General features: G+C 66.9%; 17 protein-coding genes. 3 read left to right on the top strand and 14 right to left on the bottom strand.

Annotation, left to right across the window (positions count from 1 at the left end; all coding sequences use genetic code 11):
* Positions 1-13: 13 nt before the first annotated feature.
* The 6 genes from rlmN to OG976_RS22650 all read right to left on the bottom strand — a co-directional run bounded on the left by rlmN (position 14) and on the right by OG976_RS22650 (position 4,565).
* On the bottom strand, positions 14-1,105 hold the full coding sequence (rlmN, locus tag OG976_RS22675; RefSeq protein WP_328353975.1) for a 23S rRNA (adenine(2503)-C(2))-methyltransferase RlmN: 1,092 nt from the start codon (positions 1,103-1,105) through the stop codon (positions 14-16).
* Between the two features lie 31 nt (positions 1,106-1,136).
* Positions 1,137-2,030 (bottom strand): phosphatidate cytidylyltransferase, encoded by an 894-nt coding sequence (locus OG976_RS22670; protein ID WP_328353972.1) that lies wholly within the window; start codon positions 2,028-2,030, stop codon positions 1,137-1,139.
* Positions 2,030-2,587, bottom strand: coding sequence for a ribosome recycling factor (gene frr / locus OG976_RS22665; RefSeq protein ID WP_328353969.1), 558 nt, complete (start codon positions 2,585-2,587; stop codon positions 2,030-2,032). Before frr ends, OG976_RS22670 begins: the two co-directional genes overlap by 1 nt.
* 18 nt (positions 2,588-2,605) lie before the next feature.
* Positions 2,606-3,373 carry a UMP kinase gene (gene pyrH / locus OG976_RS22660; RefSeq protein ID WP_328353967.1) on the bottom strand — a complete coding sequence of 256 codons (768 nt, stop codon included), beginning with the start codon at positions 3,371-3,373 and terminating at the stop codon, positions 2,606-2,608.
* 127 nt (positions 3,374-3,500) lie between these two features.
* Complete coding sequence (locus OG976_RS22655) at positions 3,501-3,854, bottom strand: Fe-S protein (protein ID WP_328353964.1); 354 nt, start codon at positions 3,852-3,854, stop codon at positions 3,501-3,503.
* 24 nt (positions 3,855-3,878) lie between these two features.
* On the bottom strand, positions 3,879-4,565 hold the full coding sequence (locus OG976_RS22650; RefSeq protein WP_328353961.1) for a class I SAM-dependent methyltransferase: 687 nt from the start codon (positions 4,563-4,565) through the stop codon (positions 3,879-3,881).
* Positions 4,566-4,610: 45 nt separating this feature from the next.
* Here OG976_RS22650 and OG976_RS22645 point away from each other — a divergent pair, with 45 nt between their 5' ends.
* Complete coding sequence (locus tag OG976_RS22645) at positions 4,611-5,030, top strand: MarR family winged helix-turn-helix transcriptional regulator (RefSeq protein WP_328353958.1); 420 nt, start codon at positions 4,611-4,613, stop codon at positions 5,028-5,030.
* A gap of 229 nt (positions 5,031-5,259) precedes the next feature.
* Here the strand turns inward: OG976_RS22645 and OG976_RS22640 are convergent, their stop codons facing one another.
* The 8 genes from OG976_RS22640 to rpsB all read right to left on the bottom strand — a co-directional run bounded on the left by OG976_RS22640 (position 5,260) and on the right by rpsB (position 14,537).
* Complete coding sequence (locus tag OG976_RS22640) at positions 5,260-7,242, bottom strand: primary-amine oxidase (protein ID WP_328353955.1); 1,983 nt, start codon at positions 7,240-7,242, stop codon at positions 5,260-5,262.
* Between the two features lie 4 nt (positions 7,243-7,246).
* A complete protein-coding gene (locus OG976_RS22635; protein WP_328353952.1) occupies positions 7,247-8,758 on the bottom strand; it encodes an APC family permease in 1,512 nt (503 codons plus the stop codon).
* Entirely contained in the window at positions 8,755-9,504 is a 750-nt protein-coding gene (locus tag OG976_RS22630) for an ABC transporter ATP-binding protein (RefSeq protein WP_328353950.1), read from the bottom strand. Before OG976_RS22630 ends, OG976_RS22635 begins: the two co-directional genes overlap by 4 nt.
* A gap of 2 nt (positions 9,505-9,506) precedes the next feature.
* The gene (locus OG976_RS22625) at positions 9,507-10,070 is read right to left on the bottom strand and encodes an ABC transporter permease (protein ID WP_328353947.1); all 564 of its coding nucleotides are present in this window, start codon (positions 10,068-10,070) and stop codon (positions 9,507-9,509) included.
* Complete coding sequence (locus OG976_RS22620) at positions 10,070-11,239, bottom strand: ABC transporter permease (protein ID WP_328353945.1); 1,170 nt, start codon at positions 11,237-11,239, stop codon at positions 10,070-10,072. The genes OG976_RS22625 and OG976_RS22620 overlap by 1 nt, the downstream gene beginning before the upstream one ends.
* A gap of 95 nt (positions 11,240-11,334) precedes the next feature.
* Complete coding sequence (locus tag OG976_RS22615) at positions 11,335-12,753, bottom strand: amidase (RefSeq protein ID WP_328353942.1); 1,419 nt, start codon at positions 12,751-12,753, stop codon at positions 11,335-11,337.
* A 126-nt stretch (positions 12,754-12,879) separates the two neighbouring features.
* Positions 12,880-13,695, bottom strand: coding sequence for a translation elongation factor Ts (gene tsf / locus OG976_RS22610; RefSeq protein WP_328353939.1), 816 nt, complete (start codon positions 13,693-13,695; stop codon positions 12,880-12,882).
* An 11-nt stretch (positions 13,696-13,706) separates the two neighbouring features.
* Positions 13,707-14,537: a 30S ribosomal protein S2 gene (gene rpsB / locus OG976_RS22605; RefSeq protein WP_328353936.1), complete on the bottom strand. Its 831-nt coding sequence runs from the start codon at positions 14,535-14,537 to the stop codon at positions 13,707-13,709.
* Between the two features lie 278 nt (positions 14,538-14,815).
* Between rpsB and OG976_RS22600 the strand changes: the two genes are divergently transcribed.
* Both OG976_RS22600 and OG976_RS22595 read left to right on the top strand, forming a co-directional pair.
* Positions 14,816-15,313, top strand: coding sequence for a M23 family metallopeptidase (locus OG976_RS22600; RefSeq protein ID WP_328353933.1), 498 nt, complete (start codon positions 14,816-14,818; stop codon positions 15,311-15,313).
* Between the two features lie 111 nt (positions 15,314-15,424).
* Positions 15,425-16,855, top strand: coding sequence for a protein adenylyltransferase SelO (locus OG976_RS22595; protein ID WP_328353930.1), 1,431 nt, complete (start codon positions 15,425-15,427; stop codon positions 16,853-16,855).
* Positions 16,856-16,859: the final 4 nt, after the last annotated feature.

The raw sequence follows: 16,859 nt of genomic DNA, 5'->3' as shown, positions 1-16,859 counted from the left end.
CTGAACTGAACCTCTAGCCTTCGGCGGCAAGCTGCCCGCATGCGGCGGCGATCTCGCGGCCGCGAGTGTCGCGAACCGTGCACGACACGCCCGCTGCGCGCACCCGTCGCACGAACTCCCGCTCCACCGGCTTGGGGCTGGCGTCCCACTTGCTGCCCGGGGTCGGGTTGAGCGGGATCAGGTTGACGTGCACCAGCGCCCCGAGCGCCCGATGCAGTTTCTTGCCCAGCAGGTCGGCCCGCCAGGGCTGGTCGTTGACGTCCCTGATCAGCGCATACTCGATGGACACCCGCCGGCCCGTCGCGTCGGCGTAGTACCGCGCCGCGTCCAGCGCCTCGCCGACCTTCCAGCGGTCGTTCACCGGCACCAGGGTGTCGCGGAGCTCGTCGTCGGGGGTGTGCAGCGACAACGCCAGGGTCACCCCGAGGTGTTCGTCGGCGAGTTTGCGGATCGCCGGGGCCAAGCCGACCGTCGACACGGTGACCGAGCGGGCGGAGATGCCGAACCCCTCCGGCGGTGCGGCGGTGATGCGGCGCACAGCCGCCAGCACGCGGTTGTAGTTGGCCAGCGGCTCGCCCATGCCCATGAAGACGACGTTGGACAGCCGGTCACCGAAGCCGTCGCGCAGCGTCACCGCGGCGGCACGCACCTGCTCGAGGATCTCGGCGGTGCTCAGGTTGCGGGTCAGCCCGCCCTGGCCGGTCGCGCAGAACGGGCAGGCCATGCCGCAGCCGGCCTGTGAGGAGATGCAGACGGTGTTGCGGTTGGGGTAGCGCATCAGCACCGATTCGAACGTCGTGCCATCGTGGGCGCGCCACAACGTCTTTCGGGTCTCCCCCGCGTCGCACTCGATCTCCTTGGCCACCGAGAGCAGGGTCGGGAACAGTGCCTCGGCGACCGTGTCGCGCACGGCGGCGGGCAGATCGGTCATCTGCTGCGGGTCGGCGAGCAGCCTGCCGTAGTACTGCTGGGCCAGTTGCTTGGCGCGGAAGGCGGGCAGGCCGAGTTCGGCCACCGCAGCGGCACGGCCCTCGGTGTCGAGGTCGGCGAGGTGCCGCGGCGGCAACGCGCGGCGGGGTGCCTCGAAGACCAGCTCTTGTTTCATTACGTCCAGTATCGCTGACGACGGGGCCGGCTCAGGCCAGCAGCGTCAGCACGACCCAGCCGATGACCGCAGACGGCAGCATGGCGTCGATGCGGTCCATGATCCCGCCGTGGCCGGGCAGCAACGTTCCCATGTCCTTGATGCCCAGGTCGCGTTTGACCTGGGATTCGACCAGATCGCCGAGCACCCCGGTGATCACCAGCATCAATCCCAGTGGCAGACCGACCCAGGCCGGCTTGTCCAGCAGGAACGTCACCGACAGCACCGCCGCGGTGACGCCGAACAGCAGTGAGCCGCCGAGGCCCTCCCAGGATTTCTTGGGGCTGATCGCCGGGGCCATCAGATGCTTGCCGAACAGCACACCGGCGATGTAGCCGCCGATATCGGCGAACACGACGGTGGCGATCACGGTGAACACCCGGGCACCACCGTTGTCCTGCAGGATCAGCAGCGCGGTGAAACTGGCGAACAACGGCACCCAGGTGGCCAGCAGGACCGTCGCGGCGATGTCGCGCAGATAGTTGACCGGTTGTTCGCGCAGGCCCTGACCGAGCAGGCGCCACACCATGGCGACCACGATCGTCGCGCCGTAGGCGCCCAGCGTTCCCGCCACGCCCCACGGCCAGGCCAGCCAGATCATCGCCTGGCCGCCGACCAGCAGCGGCACCGTGGGCATCGCGTAGCCGTGTTCACGAAGCCGGCGGATCACCTCATGGGTGGCGATCGCCATGGCGACGGACAGCAGCGGGAACCACCACTTCGGCGCGAACAGCAGGCTGCCGATCGCCATGGCGCCCAGCACGGCCCCGACCGCGATCGCGGCGGGCAGGTCGCGTCCGGCCCGCGACGCCTTCTTGTCCGGCGCGTCGGAACCGGCGGTGCCGGACTCGGTATCTGCCACGGGCGATGGTTGCTGGAGAGTCATCAGACCTCCAGCAGTTCGCCTTCCTTGTGTTTGACCAGTTCGTCGATCTGCGTGACGTAGTTGTGCGTGGTCTTGTCGAGATCCTTCTCGGCGCGGCTGACCTCGTCCTCGCCGGCGTCGCCGTCCTTCTTGATCCGGGCCAACTCTTCCATCGCCTTGCGGCGGACGTTGCGCACCGAGACCTTGGCGTCCTCGCCCTTGGACTTGGCCTGCTTGACCAGGTCCCGGCGCCGCTCCTCGGTCAGCTGCGGGATCGACACCCGGATGATGTTGCCGTCGTTGGTCGGGTTGAGGCCGAGGTCGGAGTGGCGGATGGCGTCTTCGATCACCTTGAGCTGGGATGCCTCGTAGGGCTTGATGACCACCATCCGCGCCTCGGGCACATTGATGCTCGACAGCTGGGTGATCGGGGTCATCGACCCGTAGTAGTCGACGGCGACGCGGGCGAACATACCGGGGTTGGCCCGTCCGGTCCGGATGGAGGACAGGTCGTCGCGAGCGACCGCGACCGCCTTCTCCATCTTTTCCTCGGCATCGAAGAGTGCCTCTTCGATCATGTGCGGGGGTCCTCTCCCTCAGGTGGTGACCAGAGTCCCGATCTTCTCACCTGCGACCGCACGGGCGATATTCCCGTTGGTCAGCAGGTTGAAGACCAGGATCGGCATTCCGTTGTCCATGCACAGGCTGAAGGCGGTGGCGTCGGCGACCCGGAGCTCGCGGTCGATGACCTCGCGGTGGCTGATCTCGGTGAGCAGCTCGGCGTCGGGGTTCTCCCGCGGGTCGTCGGTGAACACCCCGTCGACCGCCTTGGCCATCAGCACCACGTCGGCGCCGATCTCCAGCGCGCGCTGTGCGGCGGTGGTGTCGGTGGAGAAGTACGGCAGCCCCATGCCGGCGCCGAAGATGACGACCCGGCCCTTCTCCAGGTGGCGCACCGCGCGCAGCGGCAGGTAGGGCTCGGCGACCTGGCCCATCGTGATGGCGGTCTGCACCCGGGTGACGATGCCTTCCTTCTCCAGGAAGTCCTGCAGCGCAAGGCTGTTCATCACGGTGCCGAGCATGCCCATGTAGTCCGAGCGGGTGCGTTCCATACCGCGCTGCTGCAGCTGCGCGCCGCGGAAGAAGTTGCCGCCGCCGATGACGACGGCGACCTGGACACCGCTGCGCACCACTTCGGCGATCTGGCGGGCCACCTGGGCGACGACGTCGGGGTCGAGTCCGACGGCCCCGCCGCCGAACATCTCACCGCCGAGCTTGAGCAGCACGCGCGCATACTTCGGGCGCAGCTGCGTGGATTCGTGCGCCGACGGCTCGGCGCCGTTGGTGCTGGCCGACTCCCCCATCAGACTCCTCGGACTCGTCGGGTTCCTGGCATGAGAGTGCCATCTCGGCGACGCCCGAGACGGCACTTCCATCCTGCCTCATCGCCGATCAGACGGAATTCCCGGGTTACGGATGCGCAAACGACCGTCACCAGAGCACGGCGACGGCTGCCGCCACGAACGTCAGCACGCCCACCGAGACGAAAATCGGCCGCGGGACCGGCTCGCCGCTACGCCGCTGCCGGGCTCCACCCATTCCGAGTAGGCCACCGATCACGATCAGGATGACGAGCTTGAGCCCGATCTTGGGGTAGTTGTGCACGATGCCCGCCGGCCACGGCGCAGCCAGCGCCAGCCCGGTCAGCAGGGACAGCAGCAACCCGTAATCCATGACGCGGGTGACGCGGAACCGCGTGGCCGCGGCTTCGGCGACCCAGGCGCCGAAGACGACGGCGAACCCGGTGATGTGCAGCAAGACGACTACGTGGCGTAGTAGCTCCATGGCCGTCAGACTACGTCAGGCGCGTCACTTCTCAGCCGAGTGAGCCGACAACAACCACCCCGGCATGGACTTGCGGCCCTTGGGTGCGTCACGCAGATCGCTGCCGGCCAACTCGACCATCGACACCAATTCCTCGGGCACGTTGCCATGGATGCGCGCGGGACGAATCTCGTCGATCACCCAGTACGGTTCGACCGCGGCACGCAACTCCTCGGCGGTCACGGGATGGGCAGTCCCGTTGCCCGGCATCGTCGCGGCGTCGAAGGTCAGCACGAAGTAGGACGCCCCGGGCGCGGCGGCGCGCACGATCGAGCGTTGGTAACCGTCGCGCGCCTCGACCGGCATCGAGTGGAACAGCGTGGAGTCGACGATGGTGCCGAACCGGCCGTCATACCCACCGAAGGCACTGATGTCGGCGACGGCGAAGGTGGCGTTGGACAGACCGCGGCGGGTGGCCTCGGCACGGGCCAGCTCGATGGCGGTCGGCGAGAGATCCAACCCGACCGTGGTGACGCCACGCTCGGCCAGGTAGAGCGATACCGCCGCCTCGCCGCATCCGGCGTCCAGGACGTCGCCGTGGAACTTGCCCTGCTCGATCAGCGCCGCGATCTCGGGCTGCGGCTCGCCGATGCTCCACGGCGGGCGGACTCCCTGGAACTCCGGCGCGTCACCGCGGTAGGCGGATTCAAAGAGATCTTCGGGTGTACTCATGATCCATGGATATCAACCCGATTGATATATGTCAAGATGATTGACATGTCTGCGTCCGGTGACGAACCCCTGGGCTACCTGTTGCAGCGGGTCACCTCAGCGCTGCGCGCGGAGGTGAGCGCCACGGTGCTGGGATCTGCGGACCTGTCGTTCCCGCAATACATCTGCATGCGGCTGCTGTCGAAATCCGGGCAGCGGTCCAACGCCGAGCTCGCGCGCGACACCGGCGTCTCCCCGCAGGCGATGAACATGGTCATGCGCAGTCTGGAGCAACGCGGACTGGTGACCCGGCCGGCCACCGTGGCATCGGGGCGCTCGTTGCCGGCGACACTCACCCGCGCCGGCGTGACATTGCTGGCAAGCACCGACGAGGGTGTGCGCGCCGCCGAACAGCGCTTGATGGCAGACCTCAGCAGCGACCAACGGCGCGAGTTCCGCCGGATTCTCACCGTCCTCGCGTTCTGACGGTGCATCTCGCCACCGGAATGATTGCGCGGCAACGCCTTCACCCGTTCGCGTCCGCAGGCCTACTCACGGGAGCGACCGGCGAACCAGCTGGTTGCCACGAGTCCATCGCCTGATCCAGCTGCTCGTCGTTGAGTACGCGCTCGGCCTGGTGCCGATGGTTACCGCTCTTGCGGACATCGTGCCGGGGCGTGTTCGGTGGTCTGCCACCGCTGCCCGCTGCCCGCTGTCAGTGATGGCTGTGGCAGCCCTTCGGCGGTGACGGCGGCACGTCGAGCGCCGGATTGCCGTCGAAGAAGCCGATGGGCTTCATCTTGAACCCGGTGTAGTGGCACGGCATCACCGGCCAGTCCTCCGGGCACACGATGTGATGCGCCCCGACGGTGTACCAGAGCACGATGTCGGTGTTCTCCAGCGGCGCGTCGTCGGCGACGTACTGCGGCAGACCTTGGGCCTCGGCGCACTGGTACATGTAGTCGCCGGCGGCGAACTTCTCCGCGGGGTCGTACTTGGTCACCCAGAGGTTGTGCTGGACGAAGCGGGCCCGGTCGTAGATGTAGGAGCCCTCCTGCACCATGACCGGCACCGGATCGCGGGGCATCAACTTGTAGCCCACCGGAGCGCCCAGTTCGTTGAGCTTGGAGGGGTTGACGACCTTCCAGTACCGCCCGGTGGACCAGTTCCAGTCCCTGGCTCCCTGCGCCTCCGATGCCACCAGCGTGTCCTTGGCGATCCACGCGTTGTGGTGCGGATTGAGCTCGGGCTCGGGCTCCGGTAGCGAATCGACCTCGTAGACACTGTTATCCGGCCCGTCGACGGTCATATCCAGCCGGAAGTTGAAGAAGTGCTGGTGATTTGGGCCGTAGATCCCCGGCGCGACGAGCTTGCCCCAGCGCGGGACCTCACCGTCGGGGATCGAGCCGGTGGTCAGCACCCCGGACAGCTTGACCTCCATCTCGATGGAGGCGTCGTTGTAGAGGTACCAGAAGAACCCGTATTCGTAGTTGCCGACGGTGCAGATCATCGAGATCACCAGGCGGCGGGCCCGGCGCACCTCGACTTCGTCGGTGCGGAAATCGGTGTGCTTCCAGGAGATCCCGTAGTCCTCCTCATGCATGCAGATCGCATTCGGGATCACCACCGCGTTGCCGTCGGAATCGTGAACCGTGCCGTCGAAGTAGTAGATCTCACCCAGACAGTCACAGCCAAGCGTCAGCGGGTTGGCCGAGAAGCCCATCCCGACTTCGCCCATGTCGAACACGTTCTTGTTCCAGTGGGTCGGCGAGGTGTCGCCGTAGGGCACCACCATCTCCGACAGTGCGGCGCGGTACATCACCGGCCGCACGGTCCCGCGATCGTTGTAGGTGACCTCGTGCAGCGTCAGACCTTCGCGGGGGTTGAACCCCACCCGCAGAGACCACTTCTGCCACTGCACATTCCACCCGTCGACGGTGAAGCTCGGGCCGTCGGGCTGGGAGATCTCGATGGTCTTCACGTCGTCGCGAAACTGCGTGAACGCCGGCCGGTTGTCCTCGTCGAACATGTACTTCGCGCTGTAGTTGCCGGATTTGGGCGGCAACGGCACGACACCGTGATCCTCGATGTCGATCACCTTCATGGCGTCGAGGTCGAAGGTGACGATCAATCCCTCGACCGGTCGTGCGTAGCCGTGTTCGGAGGGAGCCGCCCTCATGAACGTCAGCGGCCGGCAGACCAGAGGCGAATTGTCGTAATGGTCTCCGGCGCCGTAGTACCCGGCCGGCCACGGATCGATCATCGCCAGGTCGAAGTCGGTGACGCCGCGCTTGCGCATCGCCTCCTGCCAACGCGGATCGGCGCGGACCACCTCCTCCACACCGGTCATGTGTTCGACGAGATAGGACGGGAACCGTCCCGGGATCGGCGTCCACGAATCGACGGTGCGGGCGCCGATGTCGACGACCGCCTCATAGATCATCTTCTCCGCCGCGTCATACATCGTGATGAAGGCCCGCCGCGGGATCTCCTCGGCCGCCCCGGCGAACGTCAGCGTCGGGGTCTTGTCCGGCTCGGCGAGCTGGATCATCACGAACTTGACTGTGCCGGTGGCGAAATCGGACTCCTTGACGATCTGGGCCGCAGCCTCGATCTCGGCGCCCGACAGCGGATCGAGCGGGTAACGCACCGCATCCGCAGTTGGGGAACCGTTGAGCACAATGCTGTCCATCGTCATGCTGTTACACCGCCTCTGAATCGGACTTGGTCAGGTCGAGGACCGCGAGATGAGCCAGCGCGTCCTCCTGGGTCACCTTGCGCGCCGAGCGCCGGCCGAAGATGTAGACGACCACGCCGAGCGCGAACATGCCGGCGGCGATGCTGCCGGTCCACATCATCCAGGTGCTGTCGGGCACATCGGCGATCCACGACTTGGCGAACGAGTAGTAGATGCCGCCAATGGTCCCGATGGTGCCGATCACCACCGTGATCCACACCCCGACCGTGCCGCCCGGAATGCGCCAGAACGTCTCGGCCGCATAGCGATCGGCGTACTTCTTACGGGCCAGGATGACCGGGAACAGGAAGAAGAATCCGGAGATCAGCCACGCGATGGACAGGCCGCCCTGCAGGAACACGGTGACGTTGGCCATGCTGCTCTGCGAATACAGACCGACGATGAGCAGCGAGGACAGCACACCCTGGATCAGCACGGCGGTGACCGGGTTGCGGGTGCGCGGGTTGAGGTGGGTGAAGATCCGCGGCAGATGACCCTCCAAGCCGGAGACGAAGATCAGCCGCGAATAGGTGACCTGGTAGCTCATCAACGCCACGAACACGATGACGGCCAGCACGACGGCCGCCACTTCCATCACGCCCTTGGGTGCCGCGGTACCGAGCATCCCGATGACACCGGTGACCGGATTGACCTGGTCGGCTGGCAGCACCATGATCGTGCCCAGCGTGGTGAGCAGGTAGATCAGGATCAGGGCAATCGACCCGTACACCACCATCTTCGGTCCGCTCTTGCGCACCGAGAGGAACTCCGCACCCATGTTGTACGGCGTCTCCACGCCCACCAGGTACAGCAGCACGGTGCCGTACAGGAAGCCGGCGCCGGCGAAGTCGGGCACCAGCGCGGCGTGCGCCGTGAACTCCTGCGCAGGACCGTTGCGGAACGCATAGATGACACCCGAGATGAAGATGACGGCGGTCAGCACCCAGTACACGACGAAGACGGTGTTCATGATGCGTTGGTTGGCCGCCAGTTTGGCCAGCGCCAAACCGATGACGGCCCACAGCAACGCCACCTGCAAGATGATGCTCAGCGTCAGGCCCAGTTCGGCATGGAAGGCCAGCAGCAGGAACTGCAGGATGATCGCGGGCGAGGACGCCGAGTTGAGCACCACCGGAATCCACGACAGGTAGCCGCCGATGAAGCCCCACGTCTCCCCCATGGTGCGGGTCGCCCAGATGTAGACGCCGCCTTCACCGGGCCACAGGTTGCCCAATTCGGCGACGGCCATACCCGCCGGGATGAGGAACGTGAGGATACCGAGGATCCACATCGGGATCGCGGTCCAGCCGCCGGCCGCCATGATCGACGAACCGGTGATCCAGCAGATGATGAAGACGTAGGTGGCGGTGAGGCCGAAGGTCGTCATGACCTTGGGCAGCACCTGCTCCGGTATCAGTTCAGTGGTCAGCAGCTTGTCGCGTTGGGTCGGCGGCGAAGCCTCGAGCTCTTGTGTCATGCGGTATCTCCCGATGGCGGTTGTCCATTGATGATCTGTCCGTCTTTCATCCGGACGACACGGCTCGCTTCGTCGGCCACCGTGGGATCGTGGGTGCTGGCGACCACCGTGACGCCGAGCGTCGAGCACAGGTCGCGCAGCATGCGGACCACCGTCTCCCCGGTGCGGTGATCCAGATTCGCCGTGGGCTCGTCGGCGAGCACCAGGGTGGGGTTGCTGATCAGCGACCGGGCGATCGCGGTGCGCTGTTGTTCGCCGCCGGACATCTTGGTCGGCTGGTGGTGGACCCGATGGCTCAAGCCGACGAGGTCGAGCAACTCCAGTGCGCGCTGGCGCAGTGCCTTGCGGTCATACGGCTCGAACATCAGTGGCAGTTCGACGTTCTCGACCGCGGACAGGAACGGGATGAGGTTGTAGCTCTGGAAGATGAACCCGATCGTGTCGTGGCGCAGCGCGGCGAACTGGCTCTCGGTCAGGGTCCCGGTGTCCCGGCCGGCGATGCTCACCGATCCCTTGGTCGGACGGTCCAGGCCACCGATGATGTTGAGCAGAGTGGACTTACCGCTGCCGCTGGGACCCATCAGGCAGACGAATTCACCGGGCTTGACGGTCAATTCGACCGCAACGAGTGCCTTGACCACTTCGTCGCCGAGCTTGTGCAGCTTCCAGACGTCGCTGACCTCGATGACCGGTGATGAGCCGGCGACCTCGGCGGTATCCGACGGTGAGTCTTCGACTGCGGTCACGGCTAACCTCCGGTCAGGGAACGGATGGGAGGACGCGACGCTGCGTTCCAGGTGGGCACGATGCTGGTGGCCACCGCGGCGACGATGCTCACCAGGACGGCGATCACCACCCCCAGCGACAAGCCCGCGGACGAGACCCCGGTGGGCACAAAACCCAACACCGCCAACACAATCGATGCCAGCACGGCCAGCACGACACCGAGCACTGCACCAAGGGTGGCGGCCACCACCGGCTCGACGAGCAGGGCGGCGACCACGGGTCCCCGTGGTACACCGGTGGCCCCGAGCACACCGAGTTCGCGGGTGCGATGAGCCACCGTGCGGGTGGTGGCGACGGCGACCTCGACAACACCGACCAGCAGCACGGTGACGGCGATCAGGATCACCGCACGGCCGATCTCGGCAGCGTGGCCCAGTACCGCCGACTGCTCCCGGATGCCGGCCGACATACCGAAGACGATGACGACCAGGAACGCGCCGGTTGCGGTGGTGACGATGGGCAGGATCATCTCACCGACTCGGCGACGGGCGGCCAGCCAGCCGTAGGACAGACCACGGGCGATCATCAGCGGTCCCCCAGCAGGTCGACGGGACGTTGTTGTAGTAGCCGGTGCACCGGCACCAGCGCACCGACGATGGCCATCGCGGGCAGGAAGCCGGCCACCATGCCGGCGGCCTGCAACCAGGCGATCGGGGTGGCGATGCCCGGAATGACCAGTGCGACAGCGACTCCCGCCGCCAGCACGCCGAGGACGTAGGCGGCCAAGAAGATGACGGCGGATTCGACAAGGAAGAAGTACAGCACCTCGTCGGCGAGTCCGATGCTCGACATGATGCCGAACTCGCGACGCCGCTCCTGCACGGCAGCCAGAAACGAGGACACCGCGATGACGAATCCCAGCGCCAGTCCGATGATCGAGATCAGGCCGAGCGTCGATCCGGTCACCTTGCCAGAGAACAGCGCCGAGAACTTCTGCTCGAAGGTCAGCGGTCCGGACCCGCCCACGGTGTCGTAGATCAGGCCGGGGCCGTTCGGTTGTGGCGTCACCGAGGGATCGGTGGTCGACGGCAAGCCGACGGCTGCACCGAACGTCGGTCCGAGGTCGCGGTCCTTCTCCTCACCGGCCGGTGCGAAGATCGTCCACCAGCCGTGATCGCCGACGACGGCCTGCGCCACGTCCGTCGAGACCGTCAGCGACTCCCCCGAGCCGGCGACGTCGACCTCGAGGTCCCGATCTCCCAGCGATACCCGGTCGCCGACCCGCAGACCCAGCCGGTCGGCCAGGCCGGAACCCAAAATTGCTTTGCCAGAGCCGATTTCATCGCGTCCCCGGACGGAGGCCTGGGTGCCCTTGACCTCGGCCACTCCCGACAGCGTCCGCAACCCGCGCCAGCCGTCGGGCAGATCCAACGTGGGCGCCGCACCGTCGGCAACGAGTGCCTGGACAGTGCTGTCATAGTGCACGCCGGCCGCGGGTACCACCCACAGCTGTGCGCCGCCGATGACGTCGGTGACCGAATCTTGGCCTGTGATAGCAAAACTCGACGAAATCGTGCGCACGACGGTGACGCATGTGATGGCCAGCGCAATGCCCAGAACAGACAGCACGAACCGTTCGGGCCTCCGGCGGATGTTGGCCAAGGCGAACCGGAGCAAACGCACGAAGGTGTTGTTTCCGGTTGAGGTGGCGATCGCCGTTGGTCGCGAAATCGTGGGTGACACAGTGGACTCCACACCGACGATGGTGGGCGCGGGTTGTTTCAGCTGTCACCGCGAACGGTATCTGTCTGGTTAACGGCCACTCAGCGCCGTTACGGCGCTGTATCTGATTAGGATACCGCCACGGTCTGAATTCGCGGAAACGGCTTGGCCGCCTCGAGTTCGTAGGCCAACTCCAGAAGCCGCCGCTCGTGGCCGATCGGGCCGCCCAGCATCATCCCGACCGGCATGCCGGATTCGGACTGCGCCAGCGGCAGCGAGATGGCCGGCTCGCCGGTCGCGTTCTGCAACGGGGTGAACGCCACCCAGTCGACGAGCCGGTCGATGATCTGCTGATAGTCGGCGGTCGGGTCGAGGTGGCCGATGGGGTGGGTCTCCTCGGCCAGCGTGGGCGTCAGCAGGACGTCGTAGGTCTGGTAGAACCGGGCGGTGACCCGGCGCAGCCTGCTCAGCCTGGTGATCGCGATCGGCATCCGGTGCAGATTGCGGCTGGCGTAGCGGTCGAGGCCGAGCGTGAGGTTGTCCAGCCGGCTGCGGTCGAACGTCGGCCCGAACGTCCGCTGCCCTGACCGCACCAAGGTCATCGCCAAAAGCGCCCAGTACAAAAGGAAGTCGTCGACGAAGTAGCGCGGGATGGGGTTGTGGTCGAGGTGGTCGACCTGGTGGCCGAGGCTCTCGAGTAGCTCGGCGGTCTGCAATGTGAGGGCCCGAACACTCGGGCTGCTCTGCCGGGTCAGCGACTGCGTGACGACGGCGATTCTCAGCCGTTGGGTGCTCGGTCCGGTGACGGCGCCGACGGGCAGGAGCCGACGGTCGCGCCAAACACGTTCTGCCTCACGGTAAAACGCCGCGGTATCGCGCACCGAGCGGGTCAGCACGCCGTCGTTGACGATCTTGACCGGCATCTGTCGCGACATCTTGTCCAGCGGGAGCCGGCCCCGGGACGGCTTGAGACCGACAAGCCCGTTACACGCGGCCGGGATACGGATCGATCCGCCACCGTCGTTGGCGTGGGCGATGGGCACCACGCCGGCCGCGACGAACGCGGCCGACCCCGACGAGGACGCACCTGCGGTGTAGTCGGTGTCCCACGGGTTGCGGACGGCGCCGAGCCGCGGATGCTCGGCCGAGGCGCTGAACCCGAACTCCGAGAGTTGGGTCTTGCCCAGCGGAACCAGGCCGGAGGCCAGAAAGAAGCGGGCGAAGTCACCGTGGTCGGGCTGCGGGCGCGGATCCCACGCGTCGGTGCCCTGCATGGTGGGCATGCCCTCGACGTCCACGTTGTCTTTGATGAACGTCGGCACGCCGTCGAAGTATCCGCTCCCGGGCGCCGAGGCGCGGGTGCGGGCACGGGCGAACATCTCGTGCGCCAGCCCGTTGAGTTCGGGGTTCACGGCCTCGGTGCGTGCGATGGCGGCCTCGACGACCTCCGGGCGGGATACCTTGCCGGTGCGGATGGCGTCGACCAGGGCGACGGCGTCGAGGTCACCGAGCGCGTCGTCGCGAAAGGCATGCACGTGTCGGGTCACTGAACCGACGCTAGCAGACACGTGTTCAATAGCTCTGCCTCCTCAAATGGCAAAACCCCGCGCCTCCGGGATCACCGGATCTGGCGCGGGGTTTTCCAGTGAGCGGATTGGTGTTCCGCTCAAGCTTTACTGCTGGCCGACCTCGAAGCGGACGAACCGCGTGATGGTCACGCCGGCCTCGTCGAGCAGGGCCTTGACCGTCTTCTTGCTGTCGGACACCGACGGCTGGTCCAGCAGCACGACGTCCTTGAAGAAGCCGGTGAGGCGGCCTTCGACGATCTTGGGCAGTGCCTGCTCCGGCTTGCCCTCGGCCTTGGCGGTCTCCTCGGCTACACGACGCTCGGTCTCGACCAGGTCGGCCGGAACGTCGTCGCGGGTGAGGTACTTGGCCTTCAGCGCGGCGATCTGCAGGGCGGCCGCGTGCGCGGCATCCTTGTCGTCGCCGGTGAACTCCACCAACACGCCGACGGCGGGCGGCAGGTCGGCGGCACGCTTGTGCAGGTAGGCCTCGACGTTGCCGTCGAAGTACTGCGCGCGCTTCAGCTCCAGCTTCTCGCCGATCTTGGCCGAGAGTTCGGCGATCGCCTGCTCGACGGTCTTGTCGCCGATCGCGGCAGCCTTCAAGGCCTCGACGTCGTTGGCCTTGGAGGCCAGGGCGGCGTCGACGATCTGGTCGGCCAGGTTCTGGAACTCGGCGTTCTTGGCGACGAAATCGGTCTCGGAGTTGAGCTCGATCAGGGCGCCATCCTTGGCGGCGACCAGACCCTCGGCGGTCGCACGCTCGGCGCGCTTGCCGACATCCTTCGCACCCTTGATGCGCAACGCCTCGACGGCCTTGTCGAAATCGCCGTCACTCTCGGCAAGGGCATTCTTGCAATCGAGCATGCCCGCGCCGGTGAGCTCCCGAAGCCGCTTGACATCGGCAGCGGAAAAGTTAGCCATCAGAACCTTTCTTAGGAGATTTCTTCGGTAACGGATTCAGTGGCGACCGGGCCGGCCTCGGTGGGCACCGATGCCGTGGCACCCTCGAGCAGCTCCTGCTCCCACTCGGCCAGCGGTTCGGCGGCGGCTTCGGGCTTGTCGCCACTGCCGGCGCCACCGCGGGCCTTGAGGCCCTCGGCGACCGCGGAGGCGATCACCTTGGTCAGCAGTGCAGCCGACCGGATCGCGTCGTCGTTACCCGGGATGGGGTAGTTGACCTGGTCGGGGTCGCAGTTGGTGTCCAGGATCGCGATGACCGGGATACCGAGCTTGATGGCCTCACTGACGGCCAGGTGCTCCTTGTTGGTGTCGACGACCCAGATCGCCGAGGGCACCTTGCTCATGTCCCGGATACCACCCAGGGACCGCTCGAGCTTGTTCTTCTCGCGGGTCAGCATCAAGATTTCCTTCTTGGTGCGTCCCTCGAAGCCACCGGTCTGCTCCATGCCCTCGAGCTCCTTCATACGCTGAAGACGCTTGTGCACAGTGGAGAAGTTGGTGAGCATGCCGCCGAGCCAGCGCTGGTTCACGTACGGCATGCCGACGCGGGTGGCTTCTTCGGCGATGGACTCCTGCGCCTGCTTCTTGGTGCCGACGAACATGATCGAACCACCGTGGGCGACGGTTTCCTTGACGAACTCGTACGCCTGGTCGATGAAGGTCAGCGTCTGCTGCAGGTCGATGATGTAGATGCCGTTGCGGTCGGTGAAGATGAACCGCTTCATCTTGGGATTCCAGCGACGGGTCTGGTGCCCGAAGTGGGTGCCGCTGTCGAGCAGCTGCTTCATGGTCACTACGGCCATGGTTGTGCCTTACCTGTTGTCGGTTGTCGTCCGGCATCGGGTGAGCCGGACCCTGGCGCCCGCTTCGATGCCGGACCCGCTCGAGAGCGGGACCGCCCGGCATACAGGTGACGAACCAATGGGTTCGAACCGCGGACGCGCGAAGTCAACCCGCTCGCGCGAGTTGCGTTCCAAAGTTTACACGCCCGCAAGGGGTGCTTTGTCCACAGCGCCGCGCCGGTGCACAACCTCGGCGGCCCGGCCTTTCGCAACCCCGATCGGCGCGCTGAACTGGGACGATGCGAATCCTGACGGCGGTGATCGTGGCGCTGCTGAGCTTCGCCGAACCCGCCGCGGCACAGACCGGGCGGCTGCAATGGCCCCTTCGCCCGCCCCCGGCGGTGACCCGCGGCTTCGACGCACCCGCCCCGGACTGGCACCGCGGCCACCGCGGGGTCGACCTGGCCGGGACTCCGGGCCAGGAGGTCTACGCCGCCGGGCCTGCGACAGTCGTGTTCGCCGGCACGCTCGCCGGGCGGCCGGTGGTGTCGCTGGCGCACCCGGGTGGGCTTCGGACCAGCTATGAACCCGTCGACGCGGTGGTGCGGGTCGGGCAACGGGTCGACGGGTCCTCGGTGCTGGGGCGGCTGGTGGCCGGGCATCCGGGTTGTCCGGCGGCGGCCTGCCTGCACTGGGGCGCGATGTGGGGTCCGGCGGCCCGAGCCGATTACGTCGACCCGACCGCCCTGCTGGCAGGCACGCCCATCCGCCTCAAGCCGCTGGCGGGGCTGGGCTGACCTTCTGACCGCGAGCGTGCGTGTCGGTACGCGACACGCCGCCCGTAGCGAGGCGCAGGCGCACGCTCGCGGGTACCGAACTTCGACTGGGGGTGCGTACCGTGGTTCACGATGAGCATTGCGCCCGATACGACCGTCGTTCTCGGCCATCGATTCGCCGCCGACCTGCCCGAACTCGCCGTGCACTGGCAGGCCGAAGCCGCTCCCGCGCCGCGACTGCTCGTCCTCAACGAATCGCTGGCCACCGACCTGGGGCTCGATCCTGGGTGGCTGCGCAGCCCCGACGGCCTCGGTCTGTTGGTCGGGACGCAGGTGCCTGCCGACGCGCAACCGGTCGCGCAGGGCTATGCCGGCCACCAATTCGGCGGCTGGGTGCCCCGCCTGGGCGACGGCCGCGCGCTGCTGCTCGGCGAAGTGACCGACACCCAGGGGCGGGTGCGTGATCTGCATCTGAAGGGCTCGGGGCGCACCCCGTTCGCCCGCGGCGGCGACGGTCTGGCGGCCGTCGGCCCGATGCTGCGCGAATACCTCATCAGCGAGGCGATGTACGCGCTGGGCATTCCGACCACCCGCTCGTTGTCGGTCGTGGCCACCGGTAACCGCGTGCGACGCGAGACCCTGCTCGACGGGGCCGTCCTCGCCCGCGTCGCCGCCAGCCATCTGCGCGTCGGCAGCTTCCAATATGTCGGCGCCAGCGGTGACCTCGCGCTGCTGCGCCGCCTCGCCGACCACGCGATCGGCCGGCACTACCCCGCCGCCGCACAGGCTGACAATCGGTATCTGGCCCTGCTCGACGCAGTGGTGGCCGCCCAGGCGCACCTCGTCGCGCAGTGGATGCTGGTCGGCTTCGTCCATGGCGTGATGAACACCGACAACATGACGATCTCGGGCGAGACGATCGACTACGGACCGTGCGCCTTCATGGACGCCTTCGACCCGCAGACGGTGTTCAGCTCCATCGACTCGTGGGGCCGCTACGCGTACGGCAACCAGCCGTCGGTCGCCGTGTGGAACCTCGCGCGATTCGCCGAAGCACTGCTGCCGCTGATCGCCGAGGATCAGGACCGGGCACTCACGCTGGCAACTGCGGCGGTGCAGAACTTCCCGCAGCTCTACACCACGGCGTGGTCGACGGGGATGCGTCGCAAACTCGGGCTGGGCGACGGTGTTGCCGACGCCGTCGTCGAGCAGCTCATCGATGACCTGGTGACGCTGCTCACGAGCGAGCGCATCGACTACACATCGTTCTTCTGCCGGCTGGCGCGCGGCGACGTCGATGCCGCTGTGGCGCAGTGGGCCGCCCGCTGGCGCGATCTCGATCCGGACACCGAGGCGATGGCAAAGGTCAACCCGGTCTACATTCCGCGCAATCACCTGGTCGAGGAGGCGCTGACCGCCGCTTCGGCCGGCGACATGGCGCCGTTCCACGGGCTGCTCGCAGCGATCAGCTCCCCGTACGACGAGCGGCCGGGATTCGAACGCTACGCCGAGCCGGCCCCAGAAGATTTCGGGCGCTGCTTCCAAACCTTCTGCGGCACTTAATCTT

The sequence above is a fragment of the Mycobacterium sp. NBC_00419 genome (genome assembly GCF_036023875.1).
In the GTDB taxonomy this organism is placed as follows: domain Bacteria; phylum Actinomycetota; class Actinomycetes; order Mycobacteriales; family Mycobacteriaceae; genus Mycobacterium.
Note: the sequence above shows the minus strand (reverse complement) of the source record. Positions and strands in the feature narration are given on the sequence as shown.